Source organism: Candidatus Albibeggiatoa sp. nov. BB20, assembly GCA_016744725.1.
In the GTDB taxonomy this organism is placed as follows: domain Bacteria; phylum Pseudomonadota; class Gammaproteobacteria; order Beggiatoales; family Beggiatoaceae; genus Albibeggiatoa.
This window is the reverse complement of record JADGDW010000116.1, coordinates 1-15,515: the sequence shown is the minus strand read 5'-3', so window position 1 is coordinate 15,515 and position 15,515 is coordinate 1. Positions and strand designations below refer to the sequence as shown.

Genomic DNA, 15,515 nt, shown 5'->3' with positions numbered 1-15,515 from the left:
TAAAGTATTAGGAATCGCATTTTATTTTAGTTTATTATCTGCACTCCAAATTGGCTGGCAACAATACAATATTGGTAACTGGATTAGACAAGTACAAAGGCGAGATATTACACTAAGGATTCGCAAAGGCTGGATACGTTCTATTGCTGGCCTTCAATCTCTCATGGGGTTATATCTATTGGTGATTTGGATGCTAACTCAGTTCGGTAGACCCTTTGAATAAGGTAAGCCCACTACTTTTATAAAAACAGCATATTAGTGTTGATTCCTCTCAAGACTGTTATAATAACTAATTGTTTCGCTTGAGTTAGGACAACACCTATTTATGAAAACGATTGCTCAACGTATTGCTGAGGAATTAGCGGTCAATGAACGTCAAGTATTAGCCACAATGGCTTTATTAGATGAAGGCTCTACAGTCCCGTTTATCGCCCGTTACCGTAAAGAAGCTACTGGTGGTTTAGACGACACCCAATTGCGTGCACTTGAAGAACGTTTGCGCTATTTACGGGAGCTAGATGAACGTCGAGCCACCATTCTCAGCAGCATTGAAGAACAGGGCAAATTAACAGACGACTTAGCCCAAGCGATTCAAGAAGCTGATACTAAAACCCGCCTCGAAGATTTATACCTGCCTTATAAACAAAAACGCCGTACTAAAGCCCAAATTGCTAGAGAAGCAGGTTTAGAACCATTGGCGTTAACTTTATTAGAAAAACCTGATACAGCACCTGAACAATTCGCCGCAGAATTTATTGACAAAGAAAAAGGGGTTGAAGACCTTAAGCAAGCACTGGATGGTGCAAAACAAATCTTGATGGAAAAATACGCTGAAGATGCGGAATTAATCGGTCAATTGCGGGAATATGTGTGGGAACGTGCTGATGTTCAAGCCCAAGTGGTCGCAGGAAAAGAAGAAGAAGGCGCGAAGTTTTCTGATTATTTCGATCACAATGAACCATTACAAGACATGCCTTCTCACCGTGCATTAGCATTGTTCCGTGGACGCAATGAAGGGATTTTGCAGCTTAATTTGCCTGTGGGCGATGAATCTGATACCAAGGTAACCCATCCTTGTGAATTCATGATTGCCAAACAATTTAACATTAAAAATCAAGAACGTCCTGCGGATAAATGGTTACAAGAAACCGTGCGCTGGGGATGGCGGCATAAAATCCGTTTGAGTTTAGATGTTGAATTATTCATGCGTTTGCGTGAGCGAGCAGAAACTGAAGCGATTAACGTTTTCTCTAATAATTTAAAAGATTTATTGTTAGCAGCTCCTGCAGGTCAACGTTCGACAATGGGTTTAGACCCCGGATTAAGAACAGGTGTCAAAGCCACCATTGTGGACAATACAGGCAAATTGATTGCGCACACCACGATTTTCCCACATGCACCGCGTAACCAGTGGTCAGAATCCATTGAGATTTTAGCCACTCTTTCCAAACAGCATAATGTAGATTTAGTCAGTATTGGCAACGGTACAGCCTCGCGTGAAACTGATAAATTAGTCACGGATATCATCAAAGCATATCCAGACTTGAAGTTACACAAAATTGTGGTATCTGAAGCGGGTGCATCTGTCTATTCCGCTTCTGAATTGGCATCTAACGAATTTCCAGATTTGGATGTATCCTATCGTGGCGCGGTTTCAATTGCACGCCGCTTACAAGACCCATTAGCTGAATTGGTGAAAATTGATCCAAAATCGATTGGGGTTGGGCAATATCAGCATGATGTGAATCAGTCTCAGCTTGCACGCACATTGGATACGGTGGTGGAAGATTGTGTGAACGCGGTGGGGGTTGATGTAAATACCGCTTCAGTTCCATTATTAAGTCGGGTTTCAGGTTTAAATGCAGGTTTAGCCAAAAATATTGTGATGTATCGGGATGAATTCGGTGCATTTGATAGTCGTAATACTTTGAAAAAAGTCCCGCGTTTAGGTGAAAAAACCTTTGAACAAGCAGCGGGCTTCTTACGCATTATGCAGGGTAAAAATCCGTTAGATGCATCAGCAGTGCATCCAGAAGCCTATCCCGTGGTTGAGCGGATTGTGACGGATAAGCAGCAAAGTATTGATAAAATCATTGGTAATTCACAGTTTTTACGCGACTTGCGCCCAGAAGAGTTTGTTGATGAAAATTTTGGTTTACCGACGATACAGGATATTTTAGCGGAATTGGATAAACCGGGACGTGATCCAAGACCTGAGTTTAAAACTGCCGCATTCAAGGAAGGGGTTGAAGAGCTAGACGATTTACAGCCTGATATGGTTTTAGAAGGGGTTGTAACTAATGTGACTAACTTTGGCGCGTTTGTGGATATTGGCGTGCATCAAGATGGTTTGGTACATATTTCAGCTTTAGCCGATAAATTCATCAAAGACCCACATGATGTAGTGAAAGCGGGTGATGTGGTCAAAGTCAAAGTGTTGGAAGTGGATTTGAAACGCCGTCGTGTGGCATTAACTATGCGTTTGGCTGATAAAAGTAAAGAACATATTTCGCCAAGTATGAAGAATGAATCTGCATCTAATTCATCGCCTAAGCCGAAAGCTCAAAAAGCGTCGAATAAACCCAATCAACCACGCAATAAGCAGCATAAACCGTCATCACGTCAGCCTAATAAACGTAATGAGCCAAAACAACCTACAGCAATGGGTAATGCCTTAGCGGATGCATTGGCAAATATGCGTAAATAGTTTTTTCCAATGAAACAGGCTTGTAGAATATCAATATTTTACAAGTTTGGCTTTAAGGGTGAATCTCATGGAAATGAGAAACAAGTATTTTAGTTCTGTGAATTATTAAAAATAAAGTCTCGCTGAATAGCAAAAGAGGCAATAAATAAAATCAGCTCTGCTAGTAATTTAGAAATAAATATGTTTAACCCCAGCATCTGACTTAAAAATTGAATCAAACTATAAGAAATAAAACCAAATAATATAACCAATGATACGAATTTGAGTAAGGCGTAAACCTTACTGACATCGCTACGAAAAACTAGGTGGAAACTCAATATAAAACTCACCAATGCCCCGCAACTGCGACTGGTAATTTGGCTAGAAATAATGCTACCAGATAACATGTACATCACAATAAAAACCAGATTATCCACTAATGCTGTGAACAATCCTGCTCCACAATAGCGAAGGAATACAAAATAAACCCGCATCGAATCCAATAGCGGATTAAAATGTGAAGATGTATTTTTTTGTTCATAAACTGTTTGTATTGGCACTTCTTGTAATGTTGTTTTTTGATTACCACTGAGTTCTTTCATTCTAACTAAAGCTTCCATTTCAAAATCATAACCATTAATTGGAATTCTCAATGTTTGGCGGGCAAGTTCAAGTGGCCATGCTCTTAAACCTGTTTGTGTGTCAGCTAACTTGAGTCCAGTAAAAAAACGCATCACTAAACGAGTCATTTGATTACCAAATAAGCTACGCAAAGGCACTTGCTTAGAAAAAGTCCTAACTCCTAGTATTAAGCTATCTTTAGGCATAGTTAAAGCTTTTTCCGCTACTTCTAGAATATCATCAGGTAAATGTTGGCCATCTGCATCAGCGGTAATAATTGAATGAATATCCATAAATTCCAATAATATATGATTGAATCCTGTCTTAAGTGCTGCTCCCTTCCCTAAGTTAATAGCATGAGAATAAATGTGTACATTTGGCAGTTCTGCTAATTGATTAAAAATAATTTGATAATTTTGTCCACTTCCATCATCAACTAACACAATACTTTGAATGATTTTTTTTGTATCATGCTGTAATAATTCACTCACTATAGTGATTAAGCTTGTGCTTGGTTGATAAGCAGGAATAAGTATGACAACTCTTTGGTTCATTATTACTTAGCCATTCGTTGTTGATATAATATTTTTATATAATTCCAAAACACCGCTAACATCACCACTGCTAAGCCGTAAATCACGGGACGCATAGGAATAGAATAACGAGGATAAGGTGCACCAATCATATGTAAAATTATAAAATAAATCATTAACAATGAAAGCAAACGAAATGTAAATAAAAATGTTGCAGGGATAACCTGTTTCACAACTGGAAACCACGCAAAAACTGTAGCAATTAAACTCAAAACAACAAAACCATTATGTAGCGTATAAATAAAAAAATGGGTTGCTTGAAAATAAGTTGATGTAGCGTAAGGTGTTTTTATAATTGGGTAAATAAAGACATCTCCTATACCTGTTAATACATTCCATGAGAAGACAGTTTGCAATTTACCCAAAGTGTACCATTCCATATAAATCCATGGATTTTCTTGAATACGGCGAAAAAGTTCTGGAAATAATGTTTGATATGTGCGCTCAACATTTAAAGCCCAAGGATCAAATTTATACGCGAAACCTAAGCTCTCTGGAATCAAGTTATACATCATATCTGGATACATTCCGTGATGAATGCTTGCTAACGAAAGGCTTGGGTCTGTTGCTATTCCTATTATCAAGTAATTCCTTATTAACCAAGGAGCTATCACACAAATAAAGCCTAAAGAAGTGAATGTAATTCGACCAATACGCTTTTGATTTAATGACACTGCTAGCATGACTAAAAAAAATACAACAAAAAGTTGAGTCCAAGGCCGTGTCAGTGTTGCCAAGCCCAACAATAAACCAGCAACGAAAAATAGCCACCATTGATAAGAATTGATTTTCAGACGACTGCAAACTGCTAGAAATGTAATTAAGAAAAAGCAAAATAAAGTTTCTGTTAACAGAAATGTTGTAGCACTAATCAAATGTGGGCTAAAAGCAACTAATAGACTAATAAATAATGCCCACATATAACCTAATTCAGCAAATATAATATATGCAAAAATAATCACTAATGCACTTAATATTGCTTGGGTTAGTAAAACAGCCTCATACTGATTTTGAGATAAATCTTGATCAAGAAATAAACTTAAAAATAATGGGTAGCCCGGTGTAACTAGAGCGTCAGGTTTTAGCTGTTCTGGATTTCCTAAAACACCTTCTTTACTATGTGTATAAATGCCAAAAACCTCTAAATTATAAGCATATAAAACATATTTTTGGGCATCAGCTCGAACTGGTGTATCAACTTCAGTGAATATAACGGCTTGCAAGCGAAGCATTAAACCCAAAACAAATATGATAAATAGGGCTAACATCGCAACTTTTGAGTAAGCCAATTGCTGATTTGGCGAGTAGAAAGGCATGTATGGGCTCTTCTTAACTTTAAAAGTTATTAAAAAGCCATTGTAAGAGATGTAGAAACATAAATGAAGTGAAATTTAAGCCCTACTCCAGAATGGAGCAAGGCTTTAGGGAGGGAGGATTAATTAATGAGAGCTAGCAGCCCCACCAATCTCTGGTTGGGGTTTTAATTCAGCAACCATATTGTCATCATCGTTATTGGAGCTGATATTATTATCATCATCAGAAGACCAATCCTTAGGCGGGCGTGGCTCTTTACCATTCATAATATCTTCAATTTGATCGCTATCAATGGTTTCATACTTAATTAACGCATCAGCCATGGCATGCAATGATTTCTCATTATCTTTTAGTAGATTTTCAGAACGCAAGTAATTACGATCAATCACTGAACGAACTTCTTCATCAATTACATGTGCAGTTTCATCAGAGACCACTTTATGCTGAGTGACAGTGTGACCTAAAAATACCTCGCCATCATCTTCGCCATAAGTTAATGGACCTAAACGCTCTGATAAACCCCATTTGGTCACCATATTGCGTGCAATTTCAGTCGCACGTTGGATATCGTTACTTGCACCCGTAGTGACACTCTCAGCACCAAAAATCTGTTCTTCAGCAATACGCCCACCGAATAAACTAGAAATTAAGCTTTCAAGCTGTTGCTTACTGTTGCTATAACGATCTTCTGTCGGTAAGTACATCGTAACACCCAACGCTCGACCGCGTGGAATAATGCTCACCTTGTATACAGGATCGTGACATGGTACTAAACGACCAATAATTGCATGACCAGCTTCATGGTAGGCAGTAAGTTTTTTCTCAGCATCACTCATGACCATCGACTTACGTTCTGCACCCATCATGATTTTGTCTTTAGCTTTCTCAAAATCACCCATTTCTACAAGACGTTTATTACCACGAGCGGCGAATAATGCAGCCTCATTGACTAAGTTTGATAAATCTGCACCCGAGAACCCCGGTGTACCACGTGCAATTAAACTTGGTTTTACGTCATCAGAAATAGGTACTTTGCGCATGTGCACTTTTAGGATTTGTTCACGACCACGAATATCTGGCAATGGCACAACCACTTGACGGTCAAAACGACCAGGGCGTAATAATGCAGGGTCTAACACGTCAGGACGGTTAGTGGCCGCAATCACAATCACACCTTCATTGCCTTCAAAACCATCCATTTCAACTAATAGCTGGTTTAAAGTTTGTTCACGTTCATCATGGCCACCGCCTAAGCCCGCACCACGATGACGACCCACAGCATCAATTTCATCGATGAAGATAATGCACGGTGCATGTTTTTTAGCTTGCTCGAACATATCACGTACACGCGATGCACCCACACCAACGAACATTTCTACGAAATCAGAACCAGAAATAGTAAAAAATGGAACTTTAGCTTCACCTGCAATCGCTTTAGCTAGTAAGGTTTTACCTGTACCAGGTGAACCCACCATTAATACGCCACGCGGAATTTTGCCGCCTAATTTTTGGAATTTACCAGGGTCACGTAAGAAATCAACTAATTCCCCAACTTCTTCTTTAGCTTCGTCAATACCTGCCACATCAGCAAAAGTCACTTTGATTTGATCTTCTTCCATCATACGCGCCCGACTTTTACCAAAGGATAACGCTCCACGACCACCGCCGCCTTGCATTTGACGCATGAAGAAAATCAAGATACCGAATAGCAATAACATTGGAAACCATGAAATAAAAATCTGCATAAGTAACGATTGACGTTCTGGAGGACGCGCAGAAATTTGTACGTTGTACTTCATCAAATCACTGATGAGAAAATCATCGCCGGGATTATAAGTAACAAAACGCGATCCATCCTGCATAAAACCAACAATTTCTTTGCCTTCTATTGTGACTTTTTTCACACGCCCTTGCTCTACGGCTTCCAGAAAAACTGAATATTCAACTTGTTGAGATGAGGTCGGTTGAGGTCCAAAATTATTAAATACCATCATCAGCACTAGGGCAATCACCACCCATAGCAGTAGGTTTTTGGCCATATCATTCACTGGAGGGATACCTCTCTGGTTATTTACTTGTAGACGTGCAGAAATAATACTGCAAACTTTTAATTATACAATAAATTGTTTGGCAAGCACATAGACTTCTGGTGACCGTGGTCGGGAAGCTTCTGGCTTGCGTACTACCACTTTACGAAATCGCTGGCGTAATTCTTTTACATAGATATCAAAACCTTCGCCTTGAAATACTTTGCTTAAAAAATGTCCATTCGGTGCTAATGTTTCGTAAGCTAAATCACGGGCTAATTCCGCTAACAGCATCGATTTTGGCTGATCAACGGCTTTCATTCCACTGATATTGGGGGACATATCAGACATTACAAGGTTGGCTTTTTGTTCACCAATGCAGTCCAATAACTGGTCTAAGACTTCTTGTTCGGTGAAATCACCTTGAATAAATGTGACATCAGGCAAGGCATCCATCGGCAAAATATCTAAAGCAAATAATTTAACTTTACTATTTAAATGACGTTGCGCCCATTGTGACCAACCACCGGGGGCTGCACCCAAGTCTATCACAGTCATATCAGGGCTAAATAAATGATCTCGTTCGTGCATTTGAGCTAATTTATACACTGAACGGGAACGATAACCTTCTTTTTTAGCACGTTTGACATAAAAATCATTTTCATGCTCTTGTAACCAACGGTGACTACTTTTACTCATTTATGTATCTTATCTATAATGGCATTGAATTAGATGTAGTTTTGGCACGTCGCTGCTGACAGGTTTTAAACCGATTTTCAGCTTCAACAAACCAAACCTCATCCAAACTTTTTAAGAGTTCTTCAATTAAGGTGAGTTTTTCATAAGGCTTTAAATTCTGGGCTTGCTCTAAAATATCTTGCTTGATCATAAATGCACTCTCTTTAGAATATGACGGATTTCTAGGATGTTGCTTAGTCTCATTTAGATTTTAAAGCAATGGCTTTTGAATTTGCTTTTAGCCCTTTCGGCAAAAATAAGCATAACATATTAAGTGGTTTATTTTGCTTACCCACAGTATTTTTTCTGAACTCAGACTGTGCTATTTTGAAGCATTTTAGGGTAGAATATATTAAATCCTGCAAAAGCCAATACTTAAAGTATTGAACTACAAGTTTTTTATAAACTGGTCACTTTACGCAATTCTCAATATAACATTCAGGAATAATGATTACTCAATCACCGAAAATGGAAGCTTTTGCTGTGTGAGCTTCGCTTTCATCTGTTCTAAAGCCTGTTCTGAGCTAAAAGTGCCTACCCGCACTCGATGCCATGACAAGCCATTAACAACTGCCTGTTCAATATCCGCTTTAATGCCTAAACTAGACAAGTGATTTTTCAACCCCTGAGCAATCTTAGCATCCCGGAACGAACCAACCTGCAAGCGGGTATGAGGCTTAAAAACGGATTTGGCAGGTACTGTATTTTCCGCGTTTTGGCTAGCAAATTCCGTTGTATTCTCAACTGTTTCAACCACTTTCACTTCCGTTTTCGGCAAATTATTATAAAACTCGTAATTTTCATAATTTAATTCAGCCGCTGGATTACCTCTAGTATCTGAAATCGATGTTGTCGCTGTGGGTTGGATTTGATTGGCCAAGTTACGTGGTGCAAGTTCATATAAATAAAATAAAAATGCGCCAAATACCCCTATCAACAAACCACCAAAAAACCAAGCCCAACGTGGAGGACAACCACGTGGAATTGGCTGTTTTTCAGGTCGTGGACGTTTAATTCGCCGTTTTTCGCGTTTCTCAGCCACTACATTACCTCAGGTGCAGAAACACCAATAATCGTTAAGCCATTTTGCAAAACGTATTGTATTGCTTTACACAGGCTAAGACGGCTTTGACTTAATTCCATATCATCAACTAAAAACTTATGCGCATTGTAATAAGTATGGAAGGCTTGAGCTAAATCCCGTAGATAATAAGTCAATTGATGTGGTTCATACGCTGTTGCTGCATTCTCAACTGTTTCAGGATAACGTGATAACAATTTGATTAATTCAAGCTCGTGTGATGTATCCAAACGATTTAAATCGGCTTGGGCTAAATCCCATTCACTGCCTTTTTCAGATAACTCACGGAATACACTACAAATTCGAGCATGAGCATATTGAATGTAATACACAGGATTTTCATTAGATTGTGATTTTGCTAATTCTAAATCAAAATCTAAATGTTGTTCTGCTTTACGTTGTACATAAAAGAATCGGGCTGCATCTTTGCCAACTTCTTCACGTAATTCGCGCAAAGTCACAAATTTACCGCTACGTGTTGACATTTGTAATTTTTCTTGACCACGGTATAAAGTTGCAAATTGAACTAATAAAACTTGTAATTTGCTCGCATCTGAACCTAAGGCCTGAATTGCTGCTTTCAAACGTGCGATATAACCATGATGATCTGCACCCCAAATATTAATCAAAATATCAAACCCACGCTCCAATTTATTTGCATGATAGGCAATATCAGAGGCTAAATAAGTCAATGCGCCATTTTCTTTAACTAAAACCCGATCTTTTTCATCACCAAATTCACTGGATTTAAACCATAATGCACCATCTTGTTCATGAGTAAATCCGCCTTCACGTACTTGCTCTATTGCTTGTGATACGTGATTGCTGCTGGTCAAACTGTATTCTGAGAACCATTTGTCATAAGTGACACCAAATTGCCCCAAATCGTGCTCAATATCGCCTAAAATGGCATCTAAACCTAATTGCAATACATCTCGTGCCGTTTGCTCACCTAAAAGCTGTTTCATTTTGTTAATCAGGCCATCAATATGACGTTCTTTATCACCACCTTCTGTTTCATCAGCAGGCACATCGGCAAATACATCACTGGCAGCATAACGGTATTTATCTTGATTTTCTCGGTGTAAGGTCGCAGCAATATCCCACACATAATCGCCTTGATAAGCATTGCTTGGAAACGTGAAACTTTCACTGCATAAATCTAAATAGCGCAACCAAATACTGGTGGCTAAAATATCCATTTGTCGCCCAGCATCATTGACATAATATTCTTTACTGACTTGATAACCTGCGGCTTTCAATAAATCTGCTAATGCTGCACCATACGCTGCTCCACGTCCATGACCAACATGCAAAGGCCCTGTCGGATTGGCTGAGACAAATTCAATGAGTATCGATTTTCCCGCGCCAATTTGGCTTAAACCATAGGATTGTTTTTGTTCTAAAATAGTTTTGATAATATCTTGGTAACTATTTGAAGCTAAAAATAGATTGATAAATCCTGGCCCTGCAATTTCAACTTTTGACACTGAATCTGATTCAGGCAATGCTGCAATGATTTTCTCAGCTAAATCGCGCGGTTTCATTTTGGCTTTTTTAGCGAGCATCATGGCTAAATTGCAGGCAAAATCACCATGACTTGCATCTTTGGTGCGCTCGATACGAATCACTGCTTGTTGCTCAGCAGGAATCACATTATCAGATTGAAGTTGCTCAAATGCGTGTTGAAATAAACTCTGAATATGCTGTTTCAAAATACTTCTCGTCTTTAATCTTTCACTTATAAGATATTAGTGTACTTTTTTGTAAGCAAGATGAAAAGAGTTTAAAACCGATTGTTTTACATCCGTTCACACCAAAATACTTGATGCAATAGACTTCACCCGCTTTAATTAGATGTTAAATGATGTCTCAAAAAGGAATCTTTCATGCTAAGGCTAATTTGTATCCTGTTGTTGTGGGTTCAATCAGTATCTGCGCAACAGGCTGAATTAAATATTAATCGGAGTTTAGAAGCAATTTTCAGTCGTGGGGATTTAGCAAGCTTATCCAACCCAGAGGATGCTAAGCTAAGAATTCAAGTAAGTTATGGACTAAAAATGGTGCAACAAGCTATTTCTTACTTAACGCTTTACCAGATTAAAAATAACAACCCTGTTAGCGTTGAAGAATTTCAATTTTTTAGCGATAGATTACTGGCTTTTGATCCTTTTGTTCAATGTATTGAATACGAGCCTCAGCAACTATTAAATATCACGTTTCAGGAAAATCTCTGGCTTAGTCCTCAACTCAATGGTTTAACATTCAGTTATCAATACCAAGCGGGCTTGTGGCGATTTTCTCATTATGAGCTTGCACGCAAAAACTCGGGAATAAATGCTAGTGATGAAACAGGTCTTGCCGATGATAATTTAATTGAGAATGGGGCGCAAGATACTGAAAACTTGGGAAATTCAGATGTATTTCCTGAAGCACTCAAGCCTGAAACTGATATTGCACAAGTGGGATTTGCTGCACCATATCACCTTGATGTGCTTTATGCTTATGGGATTATCACGCACCATTGTCAAACTCCAATTCATTATCAAACCGAACAAAATAAATTATTTGATGATGACTGGTGTCCTGTTTGGTTGGATTTAATTATGTCGCCTTAGGCTTGATGAATGTTCATAAAAAAATACCTGAATCCGAGCCAATCCGCTGTCTTGAATAAAATGTCAGCCGTTTATATCTATTTGTTGATTGATAATTGTTGATTGATAATTGATAATTGCGCGTTATGTCAAAGAATGAATTATTATCAGAACTCAAAAAGAATACTCGGCTGCGGATGGGGTTGTGGTCAATCATTGGTATTGTTGGCTTTTACTGTCTGCTTTTACTCAATGATTATTCAGTTGAACTACAAGGCCAATATCAAGCCAAAGTTTCTCACTTGGTTCGGCTGCAAGATGTCACCAGTCAAGATGAATGGATACAACGTGCAGAATATGCTCAGTCTGCTAAACTCAGTTTGGAAAACAAATTATGGACTGCTGCTAGTAAGGGTTTAGCACAGGCTGATTTTCAAGCGTGGTTAACGGGACAAGTGAATGCAGCAAAAATTCAAAAAAATAAGATGATTGTTGAAGAAGCCAAAGACGCATCGAGACAAGCTAATATTTGGCTCGTGGTTGCAAAATTAGAAGGTATTTTTGAAGCTGAGGCTTTAGAGCGTCTATTGCTTAATTTAGCACAACATCCTAAATGGGTTGTTATCGACAGCTTTGAAGTACGCCAAAGTAATCGCAGTCCCCGCTTTACCTTGCTTGTGTCTGTTTATTTTCAAGCGACAGCAATATGAAATTACCTTCAACACCTAAACAAATTGGTTTATGGATAGCCGCTTTAGCGGTCACAGCTTTGGGAACGGCATGGATACTGATACCTGCTCCAAATCCATCAAGAGATGCTCAACAAGCACAAAACGAATGGCAACTACCTAATATTTACCTGTTTGAAAATTCTCAACAAGTGTATAATCAATTGCAAAAACGGCAAGCTTGGGGCAAAACAGAACAAGCCAAGAGAAATGCTAAAAATAAAACCCAATTGCTAAGCAAGAATTGGCGTTTAGCAGGCATTGTCCAATCAGGCCAACAACGATTTGCACTATTACAAGATACCAAGAAAAATAAAGTTCAGCGTTATTCCGTTGGTGATACTTTGGATAATGGTGGGCAATTGGTTAAAATTCATGCTGATGCGGTTGAAATTAAGCTAGCTGGCGACATTGACACAGAATACTTATACCCTCGAAAAAATGCTAAGAAATAATCTCTTCTATTTATTTATTCTACTCTTTATATCTGCGTGTAGTTCTGTACCCCAAACTGTTCAACTTAAATTCCCAGAACCATTACGCGAGCCTATTGGTAGTACCGCTGAATCAGAACCTTTTCTGCCATCACCTGAAAAAAAGCCGCCGAAAAAGAAACCTGTTGCCAAGAAAGCAAAGCAAACTCAGTTTGAAACTGTGCCTCGTCTTCCTAGCTATACTTCTCGTCAAACAGGTGGCAGTGCCCAAATAGACAATGCACCAAAACTAAAAGGTGCTCCAGTTCAAATTAATGTCGATAGCCTACCTTTACCTGCTTTTATCAATGAAGTGTATGGCAATGTGCTCGGTTTATCATTTGAAATTGACAAGAGTTTGAAAAAGACAAAAGATTTAGTCACATTGAGAGTGGTTGAACCACAGCAGCCTGTAGGATTATATAAGCTGGCAGAACAAGTATTAGATAATTATGGGGTAAGTATCATACAACAAGGTAAGCTATTACGTTTTATACCTTCTAAAAAAGCCCCTGCTGGAGAACCACCACTACTGATTCAAGGTTCAGCATTACCCAGTGTACCGACCTCACATCGCCCTATCTTTCAATTTATTCCATTGAAAGTAGTGCAAAATGCGATGGTGCGGCGTTGGATAAAAGATGCTTACAAAGGTCAACAACTTGAAGTTTCAGAAGACTCCAGCCGAAATGCCATTATTTTACGTGGTAAACCTGAGGTTGTAACCCAAGCAGCAGAAGCGGTAAAAATTCTGGATCAACCTTTGATGCGAGGCCGTTATAGTACTTTGATTGAACCTGCTTTTTTATCTTCAGAAGAGCTAACTAAACGTTTACAATCAGTTCTTGAAGCTGAAGGCTATCGATTTGGGAGTAACGCATCAACGATTTTTATCCCATTTAAATCTAATAATACACTATTGGCATTTAGTGCAGATAAAGCGGTTTTAAACCATATTAAAGCTTGGGCAGTCAAGCTTGATCAACAGTTACCAATTAAAAAGTCAGGCCCTAAACAACGTATTTATTATTATGCGGTTAAAAATACCACCGCAAGTAGTTTAAGTGAAGTTTTATCTCAACTTTTAGGCGATGTATTATCAACTACTACAACTAGCAAAAAAAATAAAAATCCGCCTAAAACAACAGTCACTGAATTTGCTAATAAACTTGTTGTGGATGAAAACCGTAATGTATTAATTTTCTATGGGGAACCGCAAGTTTGGTCGCAAGTATTACCTATTGTTAAAAAATTGGATACACCTGCTAAACAGGTTTTAATTGAAGTCACGATTGCAGAAATTACCCTAACCGATGACACTAAATTTGGGATTGAATGGACAATCAGAGAAGCAGGATTAGGGAATTTTAAAGGTGATATTGATATTGGTGGTTTAGGTCTTGGTAGTAGTGGATTTAGCTATGTTCCATTAAGCAGTTCAGGCCAAACTCGTGCAGTGTTAAATGCTTTTGCTAGCAATTCTCAAGTCACCGTTTTATCTACACCAACAATCATGGTACGTAGTGGTGAAGATGCCAATATTAATGTGGGTCAAGAAGTACCGATTATTACTAGCCAAGGTACATCATCAGATTTACAAACTTCTCAAGGTAGTGCTATTTTACAAAGCGTACAATACCGTAAAACAGGTGTCTCTTTATCAGTTAAACCCGTGGTTTATTCAGAAAGCCAAGTTGATTTAGAAATATCCCAATCCTCGAGTAATGCGCTACCAAATGAATTAAGTAGTGTGCAATCTCCTGTTATTTCAAACCGGAGTATTAAAACCAGTTTAAGTTTAGCTGATGGCGGTTCTGTGTTACTCGGTGGATTAATTTCCACTAATAAAACAGTTGGGGATACAGGCATCCCATTTTTAAAAGATATTCCGATTTTAGGTCATTTATTCCGTGCTGAAACTGAAAATATCACCCGATCTGAATTAGTGATGTTGATTATTCCTTATGTATTGAATAACAGCCAGCAAGCAGAGGATGTGACTGAAGCATTTAGAGATAAATTGAGCATTATTCAACCACAGCCAGTTGATTCTCAATATCCAGATTCAACCACAGGTGAGTCGCTTATTTTAGAACCCGTGGAATATTAAATATTTTAGGCTTGATTTTTTTATGACAGGACAGCCAGCACTAAGAGATGATGGAATCATTTAATTCTCAATCCTTAGGGTTAACTCTGGTTACGCAAAACACGAAAATAATTGAGAAAACCCAATAAATTCAAGCTCATCATAAAAATATCAAGTCATGACTATGGCGTGTTGACAATTAAATTGGGATGCTCTGAAAATATGCTGATTAATAGCTATTTGCAAATATATCGCACGCCAATAAAACAATATTTTCCTGTATATTCAAACTATTAAATATCAAAAAGGATACTTCAGAATACTTCCTAGTATTTATAGCAACACTGCTTATTAATATTACTAACTCAAGTTACGCAGAAAGGATTTTGTGTTTAAAAAATTGGAGTTCTTGAAAAGCAGATTGAATAGCCTTGAGATAAAGTTTAGAACGAATGGCAAAATAGTTAAGTTTGGATTTAATCTTAAGCTTTTCCATGTTAAAGACCGCAAGAATAGAAGCAAAAATATGGTTAACTTGTGCATTAACTCTACGAGCAGGAGATTTGGT

13 protein-coding genes and 1 pseudogene are annotated in these 15,515 nt (G+C 38.3%); 6 read left to right on the top strand and 8 right to left on the bottom strand.

From position 1 onward, the window contains the following. Window positions 1–223, top strand: a 223-nt coding sequence (locus tag ABXH34_RS12955) for a hypothetical protein (RefSeq protein ID WP_353572306.1), incomplete at its 5' end; no start/stop codon positions are given. A gap of 102 nt (window positions 224–325) precedes the next feature. Continuing rightward, window positions 326–2,707, top strand: coding sequence for a Tex family protein (locus tag ABXH34_RS12950; RefSeq protein WP_353572305.1), 2,382 nt, complete (start codon window positions 326–328; stop codon window positions 2,705–2,707). 89 nt (window positions 2,708–2,796) lie between these two features. On the opposite strand, the gene ABXH34_RS12945 is transcribed toward ABXH34_RS12950, so the two are convergent. The 7 genes from ABXH34_RS12945 to argS form a co-directional block, all read right to left on the bottom strand. After that, window positions 2,797–3,861: a glycosyltransferase gene (locus ABXH34_RS12945; RefSeq protein ID WP_353572304.1), complete on the bottom strand. Its 1,065-nt coding sequence runs from the start codon at window positions 3,859–3,861 to the stop codon at window positions 2,797–2,799. Between the two features lie 2 nt (window positions 3,862–3,863). Next, the gene (locus tag ABXH34_RS12940; protein WP_353572303.1) at window positions 3,864–5,189 is read right to left on the bottom strand and encodes a glycosyltransferase family 39 protein; all 1,326 of its coding nucleotides are present in this window, start codon (window positions 5,187–5,189) and stop codon (window positions 3,864–3,866) included. Window positions 5,190–5,339: 150 nt separating this feature from the next. Further along, on the bottom strand, window positions 5,340–7,253 hold the full coding sequence (gene ftsH, locus ABXH34_RS12935; RefSeq protein ID WP_353572307.1) for an ATP-dependent zinc metalloprotease FtsH: 1,914 nt from the start codon (window positions 7,251–7,253) through the stop codon (window positions 5,340–5,342). Window positions 7,254–7,325: 72 nt separating this feature from the next. Continuing rightward, window positions 7,326–7,940 carry a 23S rRNA (uridine(2552)-2'-O)-methyltransferase RlmE gene (rlmE, locus tag ABXH34_RS12930; protein ID WP_353572302.1) on the bottom strand — a complete coding sequence of 205 codons (615 nt, stop codon included), beginning with the start codon at window positions 7,938–7,940 and terminating at the stop codon, window positions 7,326–7,328. Between the two features lie 13 nt (window positions 7,941–7,953). Continuing rightward, window positions 7,954–8,130 carry a hypothetical protein gene (locus tag ABXH34_RS12925; RefSeq protein WP_353572301.1) on the bottom strand — a complete coding sequence of 59 codons (177 nt, stop codon included), beginning with the start codon at window positions 8,128–8,130 and terminating at the stop codon, window positions 7,954–7,956. 300 nt (window positions 8,131–8,430) lie between these two features. After that, on the bottom strand, window positions 8,431–9,021 hold the full coding sequence (locus ABXH34_RS12920; protein WP_353572300.1) for an SPOR domain-containing protein: 591 nt from the start codon (window positions 9,019–9,021) through the stop codon (window positions 8,431–8,433). Further along, entirely contained in the window at window positions 9,021–10,775 is a 1,755-nt protein-coding gene (gene argS / locus ABXH34_RS12915) for an arginine--tRNA ligase (RefSeq protein WP_353572299.1), read from the bottom strand. Before argS ends, ABXH34_RS12920 begins: the two co-directional genes overlap by 1 nt. A gap of 174 nt (window positions 10,776–10,949) precedes the next feature. Between argS and ABXH34_RS12910 the strand changes: the two genes are divergently transcribed. The 4 genes from ABXH34_RS12910 (at window position 10,950) to ABXH34_RS12895 (ending at window position 14,968) form a co-directional block, all read left to right on the top strand. After that, window positions 10,950–11,678 carry a hypothetical protein gene (locus ABXH34_RS12910; RefSeq protein WP_353572298.1) on the top strand — a complete coding sequence of 243 codons (729 nt, stop codon included), beginning with the start codon at window positions 10,950–10,952 and terminating at the stop codon, window positions 11,676–11,678. Between the two features lie 125 nt (window positions 11,679–11,803). Next, window positions 11,804–12,367, top strand: coding sequence for a hypothetical protein (locus ABXH34_RS12905; RefSeq protein WP_353572297.1), 564 nt, complete (start codon window positions 11,804–11,806; stop codon window positions 12,365–12,367). Then, window positions 12,364–12,840 (top strand): type II secretion system protein N, encoded by a 477-nt coding sequence (locus ABXH34_RS12900; RefSeq protein WP_353572296.1) that lies wholly within the window; start codon window positions 12,364–12,366, stop codon window positions 12,838–12,840. Before ABXH34_RS12905 ends, ABXH34_RS12900 begins: the two co-directional genes overlap by 4 nt. Then, window positions 12,797–14,968, top strand: a complete 2,172-nt coding sequence (locus ABXH34_RS12895; RefSeq protein WP_353572295.1) for a secretin GspD/PilQ domain-containing protein — start codon at window positions 12,797–12,799, stop codon at window positions 14,966–14,968. Before ABXH34_RS12900 ends, ABXH34_RS12895 begins: the two co-directional genes overlap by 44 nt. Before the next feature lie 349 nt (window positions 14,969–15,317). Here ABXH34_RS12895 and ABXH34_RS12890 read toward each other — a convergent pair. Continuing rightward, a pseudogene (locus ABXH34_RS12890) lies at window positions 15,318–15,515 on the bottom strand (hypothetical protein); the annotation flags it as partial.